The organism is Arthrobacter sp. MYb227 (assembly GCF_002975435.1).
GTDB lineage: Bacteria > Actinomycetota > Actinomycetes > Actinomycetales > Micrococcaceae > Paeniglutamicibacter.
Map to the genome: position 1 here is coordinate 86526 of NZ_PCPT01000012.1, position 17168 is coordinate 103693.

Here is a 17168-nt window from a genome sequence, read left to right on the forward strand (position 1 = left end):
TAGTAAACATTTGTTGTCTCACAGACTAATGTGAGGGGAGTAACACGTCAATTGCACTAGGCTAGGAAAATCCGAATTGTTCTTGATCTTTGGAGTACAGTGCCCATGAAAGCATTGCCCGTTGAACCCAGCAATGCTGCCTTAGCCATTGGTTCGCGTATTCGCAGTGTTCGTCAAGCCCAACGGCTGACCATTGATCAGGTGGCCGAACTCAGCGGACTAACCAAGGGTTTTCTCTCCCGCGTGGAACGCGATCTGACAAGCCCGTCCGTCGCATCCCTTGTCACGCTGTGCCAGGTCCTCTCCCTAGAAGTGGGGGAACTTTTTAGCCAACCGGACACTCATGTGGTGCGACTGACGGAAGCCCCACGCATCTCCTTGGGCGGCGAGGGAATCGTCGAACAATTGGTGACGGCACGCTCCGAACGTCGTTTACAGGTCATTCGCGCTGTCATCGAACCACATGGCGAGGGCGAGAAAGAACTTTATTCGGTTGACTGTGAAGTTGAAGTCTTACACGTCATTTCCGGAAAATTCGTACTCATTTTTGCCAATGAAAGCTTCGAATTGGACGCGGGGGATACCGTGACATTCCCGGGCCGGGAACCGCATAGTTGGATCAATCCCACCGACGAGCCCGCAGTGGTTACCTGGACTCTGGTCCCGGCTGCCTCGCGCTAGGCCCATTAAAGCTCTCTAGCCCACATGAACCCAAGGCCGTTTGCCAACGGCTGGCTCGGCTTCGCGCAATACCTCGCGGGTCAGCGGCGCTATTTCACCTTGGCCCAAGAAGATGAAGCGCATGAGGTTACGCACCGGGTCACCCTCGGTCCAGCGGAAGTAAATATGCGGCATGATCCCGCTCTGATCACGGATTGCTATGGCTATAGCCGCAATGGCCGTGGGGATCGATGGCGCACTGGCCTGCAGGATTGGGAATCCGTGCCGGGTGATTCCGGTAACCAAGATGTCTTGCGCAAAATCAGAAAAGTCGGAAACCTTGATTTCGATAAAGACAACGCTGGATTTTTCGGGCAAATGACTTGCAACCCGGGCGTGATCTAATTTGTGCCGGTAACGTGCCGCAGACATGCGAACCGGTTCATGGGCAATGACACGCAGTACCGACCCTTCCGCAGACTCACGCACGAGCTGGAGTGCCGCTTCGTCGAAGGACACAGATGTTGCGCGTAGCTCGGTGGACCTGCGGAATCGTGAGATCAATGAAACAAGAACGATTCCCACGATGAACAGGCCGGCAATGCGGATACCGTCGGGTCGCTCGACGACGTTGGCTCCCGTCGTGTAGAGGAAGATCACCGAAATTGCGCCAAAGCCTATGGCCTGCCAGCGTTGTCCCTTGCGTTTGGCTGAGATACACACGGCGACCGCTGCCGAGGTCATGAGCACCAAGACGCCCGTCGCATAGGCAGCGCCCTGAGCGTCGACGCTTGCGTCAAAGACCAAAGTGATAACTACTGCAACGCCAATGAGCACAAGGATCAGTGGACGAATTGCTCTTGCCCATTCCGGAGCCATGCCAAAGCGTGGAAGATAACGGGGGATGAGGTTGAGCATGCCTGCCATGGCGGAGGCTCCGGCAAACCAGAGGATCAGGATCGTTGAAATGTCGTAGATACTGCCGAAACCTTCACCCAAAATATTGTGGGCAAGGAACGATAATGCCCGTCCATTGGCCGCACCGCCGGGCTGGAATTCCGGTGCCGGAATTAACATGGTGGTCACTATCGAGGAGGTCACCAAGAAAACACTCATGGTCAGTGCTGCGGTGAGAAGCAGCTTTTTTGCCCCGGCGATTCTGCCCAGTGGATTTGTTTCGGTATCTCCGGCACGTGAACGGATCTGCGGCATGACAGCAACGCCTGTTTCGAAACCGGAAAGACCTAGCGCAAGCTTTGGAAAGACCAATAGGGCAATGGCAATCATCATCCAGGGATTACTGTGCTCTGCTGTCAGGTTGAGCCACCAATGATCAACCGGGGCCGGGTTCTGGATCAGTGAGACGAATGCCGTAGCTATCACCACCACGTTCAGTGCCAGATATGTTGCTACAAGGCCTACCGCCAACCAGATAACCTCGTGGAATCCGCGCAGGAAGAGGGCGCCTAAAAGCAGAATCAAAATGAGCGTAATGATTACCTGCTGCCCATGAAACCACTCGGGGGTAATGGGGTTTTCGATGATGTGAGCAGTGGCATCCGCGGAAGAGAGCGTAATGGTGATCATGAAGTCTGTTGCTGCAAAGCCAAGCAAGGCCAAGACAAAGAGCTTGCCCTTCCAATGCGGAAGGAGGCGTTCAAGCATGGCTATAGAACCTTGCCCGTGCGGTGACTCGCGTGCAACCCTTCGGTATACGGGCAGCGCTGCACCAAGGGTGACAGCAACCAAGATCAGCGTTGCAAGTGGAGCAAGCGCTCCAGCCGCGAGCGCGGCAATCGCGGGCTGGTAACCGAGGGTTGAGAAGTAGTCCAACCCCGAGAGACACATGACCTGCCACCATTTATTGCCTACCGGCTTGCCCGCGCTATCCACGGTGCTCTCGTGGCCGATCTGTGTGTCGCCGAGCCAGCGCGAAAGTCTAGAGGCCTGCGCCTTGCTCGGGGCAGGCTTTGCCAGTCCTGTGGAACGAATCTGTTTCTTCACGAGTGAGAACGCTACTCTCTATGGGGCCGCTTTGATCCACAGCGCAACAAATATTTTTTTGTGATACGCCTAACAAGCTCCACTTTGACATTACCTGCCAGAAAAGCAACTATTTTTGTAGCGGAACATTGGAGAACTTGATCTCCTGACTTTCCCGCCCGAGAAGGACGATACTTGTGATTCCCCAGCCCGATGACCGGACCACCTATGCGGGTAACCCCAAAAAGTTGTGGGCACCGTGGTGGTTGGCCACCATTCTTGGGGTCGTCTCGGGAATTTCTTTGACGTTTCTGCGGGCCTACAAGGACGCAGTGATTCCCGGTGCGCTCACTCTTGCCGTGCTGGTTATCTTCGTGGGTGTAGCAACGATTCTTCGCCGGAAGAAACATCCAGAGGCTCTGCGACCACCGGTGAGCATTTGGTATGTGTTGTGGACGGCTGCCCTTATTTATCTGGCTGGCCCGGCGCAGGTATTCTTCCTGCCCGCGAATCCTCAAGAAATTATCATTAAAGCGATAGCGGTTTCGGTGGGACTCTCCGTGGCAATTTACGGTGCTGATCGCTCCCTCTACTCAAAGTTCGCCAAGCCAGTCACCGCATAGCTCTTGACTTTCCACTGCGGAAAGACAAGACTTTCCATCATGGAAAGTCTTGAATGCTGATGAGTCAACCAAGTGATGCACAGCGAGATGCCAAAATAGCGCTGGAGAATATTGAGGCCGCGGCCAATCAAAGCGTGCGGCAGGTCGCAGGGCCGCGGTGGTTCGCGCGAATCATTGTTCTCGTCTTCTCGGGGGCCCAAGCACTTTTTCATGTAACTCCGATCTGGGTGCCTTTGGGGCTAATCACGGTAGTGCTTTGCGTTGGTACTTGGTTCTATTTGTATCCTCGAGCATCCAAGCCGCGAACCTCGTTAGGGCAATCGGCCGCCTATGGATGGTGGTTTTTACTCCTTCTGCTGATAACTCAGTTTGCCAATTTCTGGCACGCCGACACGTGGTGGCAGGTTGGGTTGAAATTTGTGCTGCTCGTGCTGGTTTTGGGGTTCATTATGAACAAGATGCTGGTTGCGGAGCGGCTCTGGCGCATTAAGGATGCAAATGAACAAGCGCACTAATACACCCCAAAAATCTTTATCCGTATCAATGTTGCCCGGAAAGGTGGTGGCTGGCTCATGACTGATTCGCAGCATGCAGGTAACCGGTCGAGTGACGGGCTGGCTGAGATTGAACGTGCCACCATGGAGATGACGCAGCGGGCGGAAGTTCCCAGATGGTTCTTGCTGAGTTTTGTCGCAGTGGTTGCCATTGTCTTCACATCTTTCAATGTTGTGCCCTGGGGCCTGACCTTGTGGCTGGCGTCGTTGTTCATTCCGCTGACCGTCACCTATTTCTTACTCAAGCGGCAGCGCCCAAAAAATCGAGCGCTGGCCAGAAAATCGCTGAAGTACATGGGCTGGGCGCTGCTGATGGTGGCGGTTATGCAGGCATCTGCATGGTGGGTCCCGGCGAGTGTTTGGCTGGTAGCGCTCAAAGGTATTGCGCTATTTCTGGTGTTAGCTTTTCTGATGGTGCGGATGAGCGGCGCCGAAATGGAAGCGCGGGCGAGGGAGTCGCATGAGCGGGTCAGCTAACGCAGCGCGCTTTGATGAGCTCATTCACGCACCGGTACGGCTGCGGATCTGCGCAAGCCTCGGCCCTGTCCAGTGGGTGGAGTTCGCGCAACTGCGCGATGCCCTGGGAGTTGCGGATTCGGTGTTGAGTAAGCACCTGAAGCAGCTGGGTGATGCAGGATATGTTTCTATCGACAAATTTTCCAAACTTGGCCGTAGTCATACGCGCGTGTCACTGACCCGCGACGGTCGTATTGCCTATGTAGGTCATGTTGCCGCACTGCGGCAGATGCTCGACTCACGGGATTAGGCGCCCTTTCGCACGCCAGCCCCCTTGACTGTGACGCGCACCGCAAATAGCATGGGGGTCAACCTATGTTTCATATTAGGCAACTATTGTTGAGCGGCATGCCACCTTCACCGGAGGCAGCGCGCGGTCGTGGAGGAATGTTTTGAAAGAAATCCGTATCGAAGAAAACGGGAACATCGGGCCGATTGATGCCTCACAGATCCCTCGTTTCGCGGGTCTTGGAACCTACGCGCGACTACCTCGTTTAGACCAAGTTCCGTCGGCAGATATCAAGCTGATTGGTGTTCCTTTTGATTCGGGTGTTTCTTACCGTCCTGGTGCACGCTTTGGCTCGACCCACATCCGCGAGTCCTCACGATTGATTCGCCCGTACAACCCGGCACTCAACGTCTCCCCTTTCGCGCTAACTCAGGTTGCGGACGCCGGGGATATGGCAGTGAACCCGTTCAACATCAATGAAGCCATTGAAACCATCCAGCAGAACGCACTGGATCTCACCGCCGATGGCTCTTCCCTCGTCACTCTGGGTGGGGACCATACAATCGCCTTGCCACTTCTGCGTGCGGCCTCCGAGCGCGCGGGCGCACCCGTGGCAATGCTGCACTTCGACGCGCACCTGGATACCTGGGACACCTACTTTGGCGCCGAATACACCCACGGAACCCCGTTCCGTCGCGCCGTAGAAGAAGGCATCCTCGACACCGAGGCGATCTCCCACGTGGGCACCCGTGGACCGCTCTACGGCAAGAAAGACCTTGAAGAAGACAAACGTTTTGGCTTCGGCATCGTGACCAGCTCGGATGTCTACTACCAAGGCGTGCGCGAGGTGGTAGAAAAACTGCGCGATCGCATTGGCAACCGCCCGCTGTATATTTCAGTTGACATCGACGTGCTTGACCCGGCTCATGCACCGGGCACCGGAACCCCCGAGGCCGGCGGCATTACCAGCCGCGAACTGCTTGAAATCATTCGTGGCCTGCGCGGAATGAACATTGTCGGTGCCGACATCGTCGAAGTAGCTCCGGCCTACGACCACGCCGAAATTACCGGTGTAGCGGCCTCACATGTCGCCTACGACCTGATCTCACTGATCGCAGACAAGCGTGCAAGCGATGCGGCGGACCAGTCATGAGCCAGCAAGAAAATACAGCTACGGCAAAACGCAATGGTGGCGACCTCGTCGTTGAAACCCTTGAGGCACTCGGTGCCAAAACGGTTTTCGGTATTCCTGGACAGCACGCCCTGGGTCTTTTTGACGCGCTCTCCCGCTCGAATCTTCATTTCGTTTCGTCCCGCGTGGAAAACAACTCGGCATTTGCCGCGGACGGATACTCGCGTGCCACTTCAGAAGTTGGCGTCCTCTTCCTCTCCACCGGCCCCGGCGCACTGACCTCACTGGCCGGGCTGCAGGAAGCCTACGCAACGAGCGTTCCGATGGTTGTTGTAGCCAGCCAGATCCCACTGGACGGACTCGGTGCTCGGCGCAAGGGCATGCTGCACCAGCTCGATGACCAGAAGGCCTCGGCAGCCAACGTCACCAAATCCCAACGCACCGTTCACCATGCCTCGGGAATTCCCTCGGCCATCCAAGACGCATGGGCCGATGCCATCACTGTCCCCCAGGGGCCGGTCTGGGTTGAGGTGCCTCAAGATGTATTACTCGCCGAAGTCTTTGTTCCACCCGTAGTCGATGCGCTGGCCGAAGCCTATGAGCACCCACCGCGTGTTGAACTTATCGAAGAAGCCGTGCGTTGGCTTTCGGATGCTAGGCGCCCGGTCATTGTTGCCGGCGGCGGGGTACGCCGCGCCGGAGCCGAGGCCGAGCTCTTGGCAGTTGCACAAACCCTTGGTGCACCGGTGATCTGTTCACCCGGCGGTAACGGTGCCTTCCCCTGGAATCACGAGCTCTCCTTGCAGTCCTGGGTCGAGGACCGGTATGCAACCGAGCTGCTCGAAGATGCTGATGTACTCATTGTTGTCGGATCTTCGCTGGGCGAGGTCACCAGCAATTACTTCACCTTGGAGCCGCGCGGTCACCTGATTCAGATCGATGCCGAACCACGAGTGCTTGAATCAAATCGTCCGGCCTTGGGTATCCGCGCCGATGCCAGGGCTGCCCTTGCCTACCTACGCGATGCCCTAGTCGGCCTCGAAGGTGGAGTGAAAGCCGACTGGCACGGGCAAGGCCCCGCGCAGGTAGTGAGCGAAACACTTGAAAAGATCACCGCGCGCCTCGACTCGCAAGATCTTGCCAAGGAACGAAAATTCATGGCAGATATCCGCGCCGCGGTGCCCGAATCCATGCAGACCTTCTGGGACATGACAATTGCCGCCTACTGGGGCTGGAGCTGCTGGGATGCCAAAAGCGGTCAGTTCCATTCCGCTCAGGGCGCCGGCGGACTGGGCTACGGGTTCCCCGCAGCTATCGGTGGTGCGCTGGGCCTGAAGGAACGAGTATTGGCGGTCTCCGGAGACGGTTCGTCCATGTACTCGATCGCAGAACTTGCCACAGCCAAACAGCACAATGCACCGGTCACCTGGCTGATCGTTGATGATGGTGGCTACGGGATCCTGCGCGAATACATGGAAGGTGCCTTCGGCAAGGCAACTGCCACCGAGCTGGCCCGCCCGGACTTCGTGGCGCTCGCCGAATCCTTCGGTATTCCGGCACGCCTTGTAGAGCCCGAGGACGTGGAAACCGCCCTGCGCGAATCCTTCGCCGCTGAAGGGCCCAATGTGGTGGTGGTGCAAACCTTGCTGAAAATGTTTGCCCCAACGCACCTGTAAAGAAACGACTGGCTCGGGCGTAGTACAAGGAGCGCATCGCATCGGTGGAATACTTCACCGATGCGATGCGCTCCTTGTTGCCTATTCCGCGGTGGTTTTGCGGATCAGCAGGGGAGCCCCGCTGCCCACGGATATTGCCACTTCCGAGTCTTCGCCTACGGGAATGAAATAAAACAGGACACCGCTGATGGCAAGCCCCGACTTATAGATCTTTGTCAGTTTCTTGTGGTCGGCCTCGGTGAGCCCAAAAATATTGCCGTCGTAGTGCAAGGTATGTGTTTGGATCGCCATGGGCAACACCCTACTTCAGAGATGCAACATAGTGTGTGAGTGCATCGCGGACAAACTTTGCCCCCTTGACTCCGCCGTAATTAGCGGCAAAACGTTCATCTGCAACATACATTTGGGCAAGGCCAATAATGTAGCCGGCGGTATCCACGGCCGGGTCTGCCGCGGGGGTACCCGGAACGCTGGTGAGCCACCCAACGTGGCGTTGGGCTAAGTCCTGGGCAGGCAGCGAATCGGGTGTCACGGAGGGGTCATGTGCGGCTTGAATCCAGCGAGCATTGAGCTCCTTGAGTCGTTCTTTCATTGATGTTTGTCCCTCGTCACCGAGTCTGCGCCACCAGGTGTCGGAACGCGCATAGGCGTCCTTGCCCCAACGTTCTTCGACCTCTTCTTGGTGAATGGTGTGGTCGAATCCGTCAAACATGTTCTGTGCCATGAGTTTAACGCTTCCTTGAAGTGAAATAATAGTGTGTTGTACAGCGGTGATTTGCCGGGAAATTCGATCTTGTTCCTCCCGCAGCAGCGCAAGATGTGTTTCCAGTGCCGTTGCCTCATGGGCCTGGCTGGCAAGGATCTGAGCGATCTGTGGCAACCCAAGCCCGAGTTCACGTAGGAGCAGGATGCGCTGAAGCCGGATCAGATTTTCCGTGTTGTAATACCGGTAACCGTTGTGCCCGATGCGGTGCGGTTCGAGCAGTCCGATTTGGGCATAATGCCGCAGCGTACGGCTTGTGGTGCCGGTTAGCCGGGCCACCTCTTGAATTGAATGCTCCATGGCCTCAACAATAATTCTTGACGTAACGTCAAGGTCAAGAGTGCAAAGTTAAACACCACTGGCACCTACTCCAGTCACGAGGAGTAGGTGCCAGCGAGTATGTTGCTTAGTTCCCGCTGTTTTTGCGGGTAACAACCTCCGGGCGCAGATCCAATCGACGCAGCAGCTGCGCATTGAGCGCCACGACCACCGTGGAGATCGACATCAGCACCGCACCGACCGACATTGGCAGAATAAATCCAACACCTGCCAAGACACCGGCGGCCAGCGGAACCGAGAGCAAGTTATAGCCCGCTGCCCACCACAGATTTTGCTTCATCTTGCGGTAGCTTGCGGTGGAGAGATCGATGACCGAGAGCACCGATCGTGGATCATCGCTGGCCAGAATCACCCCGGCCGAAGCAATAGCAACATCGGTACCGGCACCAATGGCAATTCCAATATCGGCCTGTGCCAGTGCCGGTGCGTCATTGACGCCATCACCAACCATTGCCACCTTCTGGCCTTCGGCCTGCAGCGCGGCAACCTGGGCTGCCTTGTTTTCCGGACGAACCGAAGCAAAAACCCTATCGATGCCAAGCTCGTGTGCCACCGATTCGGCAACCTCAGCCGCGTCACCGGTGATCATGACAACCTCTATGCCTCTGGCGTGCAGGGCATCAACAGCGGTACGGGATTCTGGACGAATTTCATCGGCCAGCGCCAGTGCACCAATGATCTTTCCCGCGGCTATCACGTGCAGGATGGTTGCCCCGCTGGCTTTCCAAGCCTCGCTGGCGGCTAGGGGTTCTAGGCTGTGGTTGGCCAGCATATGCGGTCCACCGACTCCCACCTTGATGCCATTAACCATTGCTCGGACGCCCTCTGCTGCTGCCGAGTGGAAGTCGGCGGCGGGGGAAAAGGCGAGTGAACGATCCTTGGCGGCGCGGAGAATGGCGCGGGCCAGGGGATGTTCGGAGTCGGATTCCGCTGCCGCGGCCAGGGCGAGTACCTGTTCTTCGCTGTGGCCGGGGATGGTAGCGATGTGCGTAACTACTGGTTCGCCAACGGTGAGCGTACCGGTTTTATCGAAAAGTACCGAGGTGACCTGGCGCATGCCTTCGAGTGCTAGGCGGTCCTTGATGAGTACTCCGGCCTTGGCGGCACGTTCGGTGGCAATCGAAACCACCAGTGGGATGGCAAGGCCTAGTGCGTGCGGGCAGGCGATGACCAAGACGGTGATAGTGCGGATGACCGCAGAGTCCGGGTCTCCGAGTAGTGTCCAGGCGGTTGCTGTGATGATTGCGGCACCGAGTGCGAACCAGAAGAGCCATCCGGCGGCGGTGTCTGCGACGCGTTGGGCGCGGGAGCTTGAGGCTTGGGCATCGGAGACCAAACGTTGAACTCCTGCAAGTGCGGTGTCTGCGCCGATGGCGGTAACTCGTACGCGGATTGCCGTGTCGGTGGAGACAGTTCCGGCGACGACGGGGGAATTGGGCCCGCGGGATACGGTGCGTGATTCGCCGGTGATCATTGATTCGTCAATTTCGGCGGTGCCCTGGGTGATGACTCCGTCGGCCGGGACTCGGCCGCCGGGGCGCACGATGACAATGTTATCGAGTTCAAGGTCAGCCGGTGCGATTTCTTCGGCGACACCATCAATGATGCGTTCGGCGGTATCCGGCAGCAGGGCCGCGAGGGAGTCCAGCGCGGAGGTGGTTTGGGCCAGCGAGCGCATTTCAATCCAGTGGCCCAGCAACATGATGACTACCAGTAGGGCTAGTTCCCACCAGAAATCTAGTCCGTGGTGCAGGATCCCAAGGCTTGCTCCCCAGGAGGAGAGGAGTGCAACGGTGAGTCCTAGGGAGATCAGTAGCATCATTCCGGGCTTGCGGGCCTTGATTTCATCGCGTGCACCGGTGAGGAACGGCCGTCCGCCCCATACGTACATCAGGGTGCCCAGCAGTGGGGAGATCCATGGAAGCCAGGAGTTGTGCGGCAAGGTGATACCGATTAGCGACATGAACATCGAGTTGAACGCAAGTACCGGGATGGAAATGCCCAGCATGATCCAAAACAGGCGACGGAAGATTGCTACGTGGCCTTCGTGTCCGCCGTGCCCTGCGTGGTCATCGTGCCCGCCGTGTTCGCCATGACCCATGGTGGCGTGATCCATTTCCGAGTGGTCAGTGACGGTGAGCCCCATGGCCGCGTGGTCATGGGCATGGTCACTTCCTGACTCAGGTGCTGGCGTTGAATGGTGCTGAGGATTGCTCATACTGGCAACCTATACCCGGTAGGGGTATAAGGCAAGGCGTTGGGTCACGTTTCACAAACTCGTTTGACATGACAAGGGCACCGCCAGCGAGGATTCTTGATGATCCGTGCCGGCGGTGCCCTGAAATTAGTACTTGCCTGAAGGATTTAGCGCAAGACCACGGTGCGGTTCCCATAGAGGAATACGCGCCCCTCGCAATGCCACTTCACTGCATTAGAAAGTGCCTTGCATTCGGTATCCCGTCCGGCGGCCACCAGATCCTCGGGGGAGTAGGTGTGGTCAACGTCCTGCACCTGCTGGGAGATGATCGGTCCCTCGTCGAGCTCGGCATTGACATAGTGTGCGGTAGCTCCAACGGTTTTCACGCCGCGATCCCACGCCTGATGATATGGCTTGGCGCCCTTAAACGAGGGAAGGAAAGAGTGATGAATGTTGATGGTCTTGCCACTGAGTTTTTGGCTGAGATCATCACTCAGTACCTGCATATAGCGGGCAAGGACCACCAATTCCACATCAAACTCATCGATCAGTTCCAGCAGTTTCGCCTCGGCGGCAGGCTTGGTGTCCGCGGTGACCGGCACATGGAAGAACGGGATTTTATGCCATTGAGCCAAGGACTGATGGTCCAAATGGTTTGAAACCACCGCAACCACATCGATGGGTAGCTCGCCCAGCCGGGCCCGGTGTAAGAGATCATTGAGGCAGTGATCAAACTTGGAGACCATGATCAACACCCGACGCTTGGTGCCCTTGGGCTCCAACGTCCAACTCATGCCATACTCATCGGCCAACGGCGTAAAAGCGGCGCACATGGAAGCGGTCAGCTGGTCGGCAGCGGCTCCGGCAACATCAATGCGCATGAAGAACTGCCCGGCTCTCCGATCCCCAAAATGCTTGAGCTCAACGATGTCCCGGCCTTGCTCCAGCAGGAAGCCGGTGACCGCATGAACGATGCCGGGCCGCTCGGGACAAGAGATGGTCAGGACGTGTTCGACTTCTGGGTGAGTTGTATCCATGATTCATCGCTCCGTTGCAAAATGAAATGAAGGAATCGCACTATAGGTTGATTCATCTTAGGTACTGCACCCCCGGACGCCATATGGTTGCCATGGAATCGGGGGCATAGTTTTGCCACGTACCGCGGGCGAGCAGTAAACGACTCTTATTCAAGAGAAGAATGCTGCTCGCCCGCGGTGGCTATGGGTCTAGCTAGCGCTGCTAGTCGATGGGTGCCGAAGCAAACTCCAACATGCCATCCAGCAACCAACGTGCCGTGTAATCGGCGAAAGATGCCCGCGGAAGTAACCGGAAAGTTTCTTCCCCGGTCTTCCACAACAGCAACGGCACAGGGCCCAGCGTCGTGGTGATTGCACTGCCTGTGGCCAAAGACCGTGGATGAAGATCCGCCGGGCAGCCCTTCTCCAGGACCGCACGGGCACTTGGACCCGAAAGTTCAATCACGCTCCGGTTGGCAGAAAGGTCAACGACCTGACCTGGTTCGTCCCCGAGCGCCCGAACCAACCTATCGGCCATTTCGGTGCCTTCCGGGGCCACGGCCAAGAACTCATCGGGTCCCAACCACAACACGGCGATGCCATCTGTTGTACCACAGACGCTTCCAACACCTTCTGGAAGCGCGATTCCAAGCTCCGCGGCAATTGCCGCATGTGCCGCAGAACCTGGTTCGGCACGCACCCCAATTTGCGTGGTGAAGGCGATCTCGCGTACTTTCACCCCGCGCTCGCCGGAAACCGAGCCTTGCTCAAGCGCGGATTGAAGATGCGCCAGCGGACTGGTGCGCAACGTTGAAATATCGTTCAAAACTTGCTCAGCCATCTCGACGGCTCCCTTCGGAATCAAATAGTACGGTTTCGCCCACCACGACATCGACGAGCCGGCCGTCGACAAAGGCAGAGAGTTCTTCGCCAACCCGTGCTCGGCCATTGGCAATCATTGCCATGCCAAAGGTGCGCCCCAAAGCGGGGGAGTCATAACTGGAAGTTACGAAGCCCTGCATGGGCACCGGGGAAACTGACTGGGTCAGCTCGGTACCCTTATTCACCAGCTGGGTTCCCTCCGGCAAACGCAGGGTCTTATCCGTTGGCAAGACCGTGACCAGCTGCTTACGGTCCTCGCGCTTGTTATCCACCCGGTCAAAGGACCGCTTGCCAATAAAGTCCTTGACCTTGGAGACGACCCATTCCATCGAGGCGTCCTGCGGGGTCACGGTGCCGTCGGTGTCCTGCCCGACGATGATGAAGCCCTTCTCGGCACGCAGCACGTGCATGGTTTCGGTGCCATACGGGGTGATATTGAATTCTTCCCCGGCCTCCGCCACGTCTTCCCAGACCTTGAGTCCGTACCAAGCCGGCACGTTGATCTCGTACGCCAGCTCCCCGGAGAAGGAGATGCGGCAAACCCGCGCCTCAATGCCCGAGGCCAGCGTGGTTTCCTTGAAAGCCATGAATGGGAAGGTCTCATTATCCAAGTCAAGTTCCGGTGCGACCTTGGCCAGCACGGCGCGGGACTTGGGCCCCACGACCGCGACGGTCGAGTACTGCTCGGTGACCGAGGTGCACTTGACGTCGAGTTCCGGCCATTCGGTCTGCAGCCATTCCTCCAACCAGTCCAGCACGCCCGCGGCGCCACCGGTGGTGGTGGTCATGAAGAACCTGTCCTCATCTAGGCGCAGCGTCACCCCGTCATCGAAGATCATCCCGTCGGCCTTGCACATCAGCCCGTAGCGGGCCAGTCCGGGCTTCAGCTTCTTGAACGCGTTGGTGTACATGCGGTTCAGGAACTCTCCGGCATCCTTGCCGCGGATCTCGATCTTGCCCAACGTTGAGGCATCCATGAATCCCACCGAGTCGCGCACGGCCTTGGACTCGCGGTAGACAGCTGTATCCATGTCCTCGCCCGCCTGTGGGTAGTACCAGGGGCGCTTCCACTGGCCCACGTCCTCGAAGAGCGCACCGCGTTCCACGTGCCACGGGTGGATGGAGGTTAGCCGGGCCGGGTCAAAGAGCTCCCCGCGCTGGCGCCCGGCTAATGCGGCGAAGGCCACCGGGGTGTAGGGGGCGCGGAACGCGGTGGTGCCGATGCCCGCAACATCATTGATATCCAGTGCCGCGGCGATCACGCCAATGGCGTTGACCCCTGATGTCTTGCCCTGGTCATTGGCTGTGGAGATGGAGGTGTAGCGCTTCACGTGCTCCACCGAGCGCATGCCCGCGCCGACCGAACGTAAAACGTCGGCAACGGTCTGGTCGCGCTGGAAGTCAACAAAGTGGTTCTTGTAGTCGGCGCCTTCCCCGTCAAGCGAGGGCACCAGCCACAGTGCGCGGGTTGGGGAGGGTTGTTCCACCGGTGCGCTGGGCACCGCGGCGGTGGTGCTGAATCCAGCGGCGGTTGCCGCATCGGCACCGGCGCGGGCACCCTCTGCCAAAGCGGAGGCAAGCTCCAGACGACCGTTCATGGCACCGGTGGTCTGCTGGTTGGGTACCGGGTGTGCCGGGACGAATGCGGAGAGCGACTCGTTCCAGCCCAGCCGGCGTTCGCGCTGCGAGTGCAGGTGTACCACCGGGTTCCAGCCCCCGGATACCGCAAGCACATCTGCATCCAGTGTCTCGGTCTCCCCGCTCAGCTGCCCCTGCGCATCGATGCCGCTGAGGATGACCGAGGCCAGCGCGCCATCGGATCCGGCAGCTGTATTGGCAACCACCGATCCCAGGATGACGCGAATGCCACGGGCCGAGAGCTCGGTGGCACGCACCGAGGGCTCTTCGCGGGCATCGATGACCGCAGCAACCAAATGACCGGCAGCCTCAAGATCTTCAACCAGTGCGTAGGCCGAATCATTGGTGGTTGCCACGACGATGTTGTTCCCGACCAGGACGCCGTAGCGGTTCAGGTAGGAGCGTGCGGCCGCCGCGAGCATGATGCCCGGGCGATCGTTGTTCTCAAAGACCAGCGGGCGTTCGTGTGCACCGGTGGCCAGCACTACCTGGTTGGCACGGATATGCCAGATGCGTTCGCGGGATACTCCCGCGCCCAGCTCGCCGGCCAGGTGGTCGGTGCGGCGTTGGACCGCAACAACGTAGTTTGCGTCGTAGCTGCCAAAGGCCGTGGTGCGTGAAAGATAGGTGAATTCTGCAGCCGATTCCAGTGCCGCACGGGTTTCTGCGATCCATTCGGCTGCACTCTTGCCGTCAATGCTCTCGGTGGAGGCCGAAAGCAGCGAGCCGCCGGCCTCGGGCTGCTCGTCAATCAGGATCACCCGGGCACCGGACTTGGCGGCCTCGCGGGCCGCGGCCAGGCCGGCGGGTCCGGCGCCAACGATGAGCACGTCGGTGTGTACGTGTTTGCGATCGTAAATTGCCTCATCGGTGCGTGGGTCAAGCTGGCCCAGGCCCGAAAGCAGTGTCACGTCCATGCCCTCGGTCAGTTCCACTGCCGGGGCCGGGAGCATCGATTCATTCACGTGCCCGGCATAGCGGGCGCCGACTTTAATGAGCGCGTTTGATTCTTCAACGCCGGCGCTCATGATGCCGCGCGGGCGCTGCAGGTACAGCGAGGGGCCGCAGGCCTTGAGCCCGGCACCGAGCATTGCCGAGGCCACAGAGTCGCCAATAAAACCCGAGTATTGCTTTCCATCAACGCTGAAGGAAATTGGTTTGCTGCGATCGATCCGGGCGGATGCGCTGGCTTCTGCGCTCAGTCGCTGTGGAGACGGGGTGCTCATTTGGTTCCTCCCGGTGCTGAGGCGTTGGTTGGCGGGGCGTTGGTCGTCTTAATGGGTTGGGTTTCGCCGGGTTTATAGGTTGCCTTGAATTCATAGGTGACGGTGTCACGTACCGCGTTGAACCAGCGGCGGCAGCCGGCGGCGTGGACCCAACGTTCGGCAAAGAGCCCCTTGGGGTTTTTGCGGTAGAACAGGAACTTGGCCCATTCGTTGTCATTCAGTGCCGAGGGGTCGGCCGGGTAGGCGACGTGGGCTTCGCCGCCGTAGCCGTATTCGGTCTCGTTGCGGGGTCCGCACCAGGGGCAGTCGATGAGCATCATGGTTGTGTGGATCCCTTTCTAGTGGGCCACGGCTGCGGCGCCGTGTTCGTCGATGAGATGGCCGGTTTCAAAGCGTTCAATGTTAAAGCCCGCATTCAGTGGGTGCGGCTCGTCGTTGGCGATGGTGTGGGCGAAGGTGTAGCCGGCACCCGGGGTGCCCTTGAACCCGCCGGTTCCCCAGCCGCAGTTCACATAGAGCTGGTCGATGGGCGTTTTGGCGACGATCGGTGAGGCATCCATGGTGGTATCCACGATGCCGCCCCAGGTCCGCAGGACGTGTGCCCGGCCGAAGATGGGGAACAGCTCCACTGCAGCCGCCATTTGTTCCTCGATGACGTGGAAGGCGCCGCGCTGGCCGTAGCCGTTGTAGCTGTCGATGCCCGCACCCATGACCAATTCGCCCTTGTGGGCTTGGGAAACATAGACGTGCACGTGGTTGGACATGACGACCGTCGGGTGCACGGGCTCGTGCAGTTCGGAGACCAGTGCCTGCAGCGGGTGAGACTGGATTGGCAGATCGAATCCGGCCTGTTCGGCGAGTACCGAGGAGTGTCCGGCACCGCACAACGCGACCTTGCCTGCATTGATGGTGCCGCGGTTGGTCTTCACGCCGGTGACCCGGTTGCCGTCCTTGATGAAGCCGGTGACCTCACAGTTCTGGATGATGTCCACGCCCATCTCGTCGCACTTGCGGGCGAAGGCCCAGGCGACGTGGTCGTGCTTGGCGATGCCGGCACGCGGCTGATAAGTCGCGCCCATGACCGGGTAGCGGATGTCATCCCCGATATTGATGATCGGGCACAGTTCCTTGACCTGCTCGGGGGTGATCCATTCGGCATCGACGCCGTTGAGCTGGTTTGCCCCGACGCGACGCATTGATTCACGCACGTCTCCCAGGGTGTGGGCGAGGTTCATGACCCCGCGCTGGGAGAAGAGGAAGTCGTATTCAAGTTCCTCGGGCAGCTGCTCCCAGAGCTTCAGGGAGTGCTCGTAGATGCCTGCGGATTCGTCCCAGAGGTAGTTGGAACGGATGATGGTGGTATTGCGGGCCATGTTGCCGCCGGCCAGCCAGCCGCGCTCGAGCACGGCGATGTTTGTCATGCCGTGGTTCTTGGCCAGGTAGTAGGCGGTGGCCAGGCCGTGCCCGCCGCCGCCCACGATCACGGCGTCGTAGGAGGACTTGGGCTCGGGGTTGCGCCAGAGGAAATCTGGGTGCTCGGGGAGGATGTCAACCATGGTCTTAGGCTCCAATCGGGGCGAGGTTCGGGTAGAGCGGGTGTGCGTTGGCCAGGGCCGTCACACGATCCTTCAAGGCGGCCAGGGCTGCCTCATGGTTGTCCTGGGTACCTGCGATGAGGGTTTCGGCAATGATGTCCGCAACCTCCACAAAGGCGGCCTCGGAGAAGCCACGGGT

16 protein-coding genes and 1 pseudogene are annotated in these 17168 nt (G+C 58.8%); 7 read left to right on the top strand and 10 right to left on the bottom strand.

Annotated features, from left to right (window positions below):
• Window positions 1-105: 105 nt before the first annotated feature.
• Window positions 106-681 (top strand): cupin domain-containing protein, encoded by a 576-nt coding sequence (locus CQ018_RS17165; RefSeq protein WP_105551236.1) that lies wholly within the window; start codon window positions 106-108, stop codon window positions 679-681.
• Between the two features lie 15 nt (window positions 682-696).
• On the opposite strand, the gene CQ018_RS17170 is transcribed toward CQ018_RS17165, so the two are convergent.
• Window positions 697-2508 (bottom strand): amino acid transporter, encoded by a 1812-nt coding sequence (locus CQ018_RS17170; protein ID WP_105551257.1) that lies wholly within the window; start codon window positions 2506-2508, stop codon window positions 697-699.
• A gap of 332 nt (window positions 2509-2840) precedes the next feature.
• On the opposite strand from CQ018_RS17170, the gene CQ018_RS17175 reads away from it, so the two are divergent.
• The 6 genes from CQ018_RS17175 to CQ018_RS17200 all read left to right on the top strand — a co-directional run bounded on the left by CQ018_RS17175 (window position 2841) and on the right by CQ018_RS17200 (window position 7373).
• A complete protein-coding gene (locus CQ018_RS17175; RefSeq protein WP_219844079.1) occupies window positions 2841-3266 on the top strand; it encodes a hypothetical protein in 426 nt (141 codons plus the stop codon).
• 53 nt (window positions 3267-3319) lie between these two features.
• Window positions 3320-3781 carry a hypothetical protein gene (locus tag CQ018_RS17180; RefSeq protein WP_105551237.1) on the top strand — a complete coding sequence of 154 codons (462 nt, stop codon included), beginning with the start codon at window positions 3320-3322 and terminating at the stop codon, window positions 3779-3781.
• Window positions 3782-3838: 57 nt separating this feature from the next.
• A complete protein-coding gene (locus CQ018_RS17185; RefSeq protein ID WP_105551238.1) occupies window positions 3839-4297 on the top strand; it encodes a hypothetical protein in 459 nt (152 codons plus the stop codon).
• The gene (locus CQ018_RS17190; protein WP_105551239.1) at window positions 4281-4586 is read left to right on the top strand and encodes a transcriptional regulator; all 306 of its coding nucleotides are present in this window, start codon (window positions 4281-4283) and stop codon (window positions 4584-4586) included. Before CQ018_RS17185 ends, CQ018_RS17190 begins: the two co-directional genes overlap by 17 nt.
• Window positions 4587-4728: 142 nt before the next feature.
• Complete coding sequence (gene speB / locus CQ018_RS17195) at window positions 4729-5718, top strand: agmatinase (protein WP_105551240.1); 990 nt, start codon at window positions 4729-4731, stop codon at window positions 5716-5718.
• Window positions 5715-7373, top strand: a complete 1659-nt coding sequence (locus tag CQ018_RS17200; RefSeq protein ID WP_105551241.1) for a thiamine pyrophosphate-binding protein — start codon at window positions 5715-5717, stop codon at window positions 7371-7373. The genes speB and CQ018_RS17200 overlap by 4 nt, the downstream gene beginning before the upstream one ends.
• A gap of 81 nt (window positions 7374-7454) precedes the next feature.
• On the opposite strand, the gene CQ018_RS17205 is transcribed toward CQ018_RS17200, so the two are convergent.
• From CQ018_RS17205 to CQ018_RS20630, 9 genes and pseudogenes are all read right to left on the bottom strand, one after another.
• Window positions 7455-7664 carry a hypothetical protein gene (locus CQ018_RS17205; protein WP_105551242.1) on the bottom strand — a complete coding sequence of 70 codons (210 nt, stop codon included), beginning with the start codon at window positions 7662-7664 and terminating at the stop codon, window positions 7455-7457.
• A 10-nt stretch (window positions 7665-7674) separates the two neighbouring features.
• The gene (locus CQ018_RS17210; RefSeq protein ID WP_105551243.1) at window positions 7675-8436 is read right to left on the bottom strand and encodes a TipAS antibiotic-recognition domain-containing protein; all 762 of its coding nucleotides are present in this window, start codon (window positions 8434-8436) and stop codon (window positions 7675-7677) included.
• A 106-nt stretch (window positions 8437-8542) separates the two neighbouring features.
• Window positions 8543-10693, bottom strand: coding sequence for a heavy metal translocating P-type ATPase (locus CQ018_RS17215; RefSeq protein ID WP_105551244.1), 2151 nt, complete (start codon window positions 10691-10693; stop codon window positions 8543-8545).
• 146 nt (window positions 10694-10839) lie between these two features.
• Window positions 10840-11709: a formyltetrahydrofolate deformylase gene (gene purU, locus CQ018_RS17220; RefSeq protein ID WP_105551245.1), complete on the bottom strand. Its 870-nt coding sequence runs from the start codon at window positions 11707-11709 to the stop codon at window positions 10840-10842.
• Between the two features lie 202 nt (window positions 11710-11911).
• On the bottom strand, window positions 11912-12529 hold the full coding sequence (locus CQ018_RS17225; protein WP_105551246.1) for a sarcosine oxidase subunit gamma: 618 nt from the start codon (window positions 12527-12529) through the stop codon (window positions 11912-11914).
• Window positions 12522-15434, bottom strand: coding sequence for a sarcosine oxidase subunit alpha family protein (locus tag CQ018_RS17230; protein ID WP_105551247.1), 2913 nt, complete (start codon window positions 15432-15434; stop codon window positions 12522-12524). The genes CQ018_RS17225 and CQ018_RS17230 overlap by 8 nt, the downstream gene beginning before the upstream one ends.
• Window positions 15431-15754, bottom strand: a complete 324-nt coding sequence (locus CQ018_RS17235) for a sarcosine oxidase subunit delta (protein WP_105551248.1) — start codon at window positions 15752-15754, stop codon at window positions 15431-15433. Before CQ018_RS17235 ends, CQ018_RS17230 begins: the two co-directional genes overlap by 4 nt.
• Window positions 15755-15772: 18 nt before the next feature.
• Window positions 15773-16990 carry a sarcosine oxidase subunit beta family protein gene (locus CQ018_RS17240; protein ID WP_105551249.1) on the bottom strand — a complete coding sequence of 406 codons (1218 nt, stop codon included), beginning with the start codon at window positions 16988-16990 and terminating at the stop codon, window positions 15773-15775.
• A gap of 4 nt (window positions 16991-16994) precedes the next feature.
• Window positions 16995-17168 (bottom strand): annotated as a pseudogene (locus CQ018_RS20630) (serine hydroxymethyltransferase); the annotation flags it as partial.

Excerpts from the sequence above, each read along its gene's own strand:
- CQ018_RS17170 (WP_105551257.1), bottom strand. The coding sequence starts at position 2,508 with ATGTGTCTCTCGGGGTTGGACTACTTCTCAACCCTCGGTTACCAGCCC.
- purU (WP_105551245.1), bottom strand. The coding sequence starts at position 11,709 with ATGGATACAACTCACCCAGAAGTCGAACACGTCCTGACCATCTCTTGT.
- CQ018_RS17200 (WP_105551241.1), top strand. The coding sequence starts at position 5,715 with ATGAGCCAGCAAGAAAATACAGCTACGGCAAAACGCAATGGTGGCGAC.
- CQ018_RS17235 (WP_105551248.1), bottom strand. The coding sequence starts at position 15,754 with ATGATGCTCATCGACTGCCCCTGGTGCGGACCCCGCAACGAGACCGAA.
- CQ018_RS17180 (WP_105551237.1), top strand. The coding sequence starts at position 3,320 with ATGCTGATGAGTCAACCAAGTGATGCACAGCGAGATGCCAAAATAGCG.
- CQ018_RS17210 (WP_105551243.1), bottom strand. The coding sequence starts at position 8,436 with ATGGAGCATTCAATTCAAGAGGTGGCCCGGCTAACCGGCACCACAAGC.
- CQ018_RS17225 (WP_105551246.1), bottom strand. The coding sequence starts at position 12,529 with ATGGCTGAGCAAGTTTTGAACGATATTTCAACGTTGCGCACCAGTCCG.
- CQ018_RS17230 (WP_105551247.1), bottom strand. The coding sequence starts at position 15,434 with ATGAGCACCCCGTCTCCACAGCGACTGAGCGCAGAAGCCAGCGCATCC.
- CQ018_RS17215 (WP_105551244.1), bottom strand. The coding sequence starts at position 10,693 with ATGAGCAATCCTCAGCACCATTCAACGCCAGCACCTGAGTCAGGAAGT.
- CQ018_RS17240 (WP_105551249.1), bottom strand. The coding sequence starts at position 16,990 with ATGGTTGACATCCTCCCCGAGCACCCAGATTTCCTCTGGCGCAACCCC.
- CQ018_RS17205 (WP_105551242.1), bottom strand. The coding sequence starts at position 7,664 with ATGGCGATCCAAACACATACCTTGCACTACGACGGCAATATTTTTGGG.
- CQ018_RS17185 (WP_105551238.1), top strand. The coding sequence starts at position 3,839 with ATGACTGATTCGCAGCATGCAGGTAACCGGTCGAGTGACGGGCTGGCT.
- CQ018_RS17190 (WP_105551239.1), top strand. The coding sequence starts at position 4,281 with ATGAGCGGGTCAGCTAACGCAGCGCGCTTTGATGAGCTCATTCACGCA.
- CQ018_RS17165 (WP_105551236.1), top strand. The coding sequence starts at position 106 with ATGAAAGCATTGCCCGTTGAACCCAGCAATGCTGCCTTAGCCATTGGT.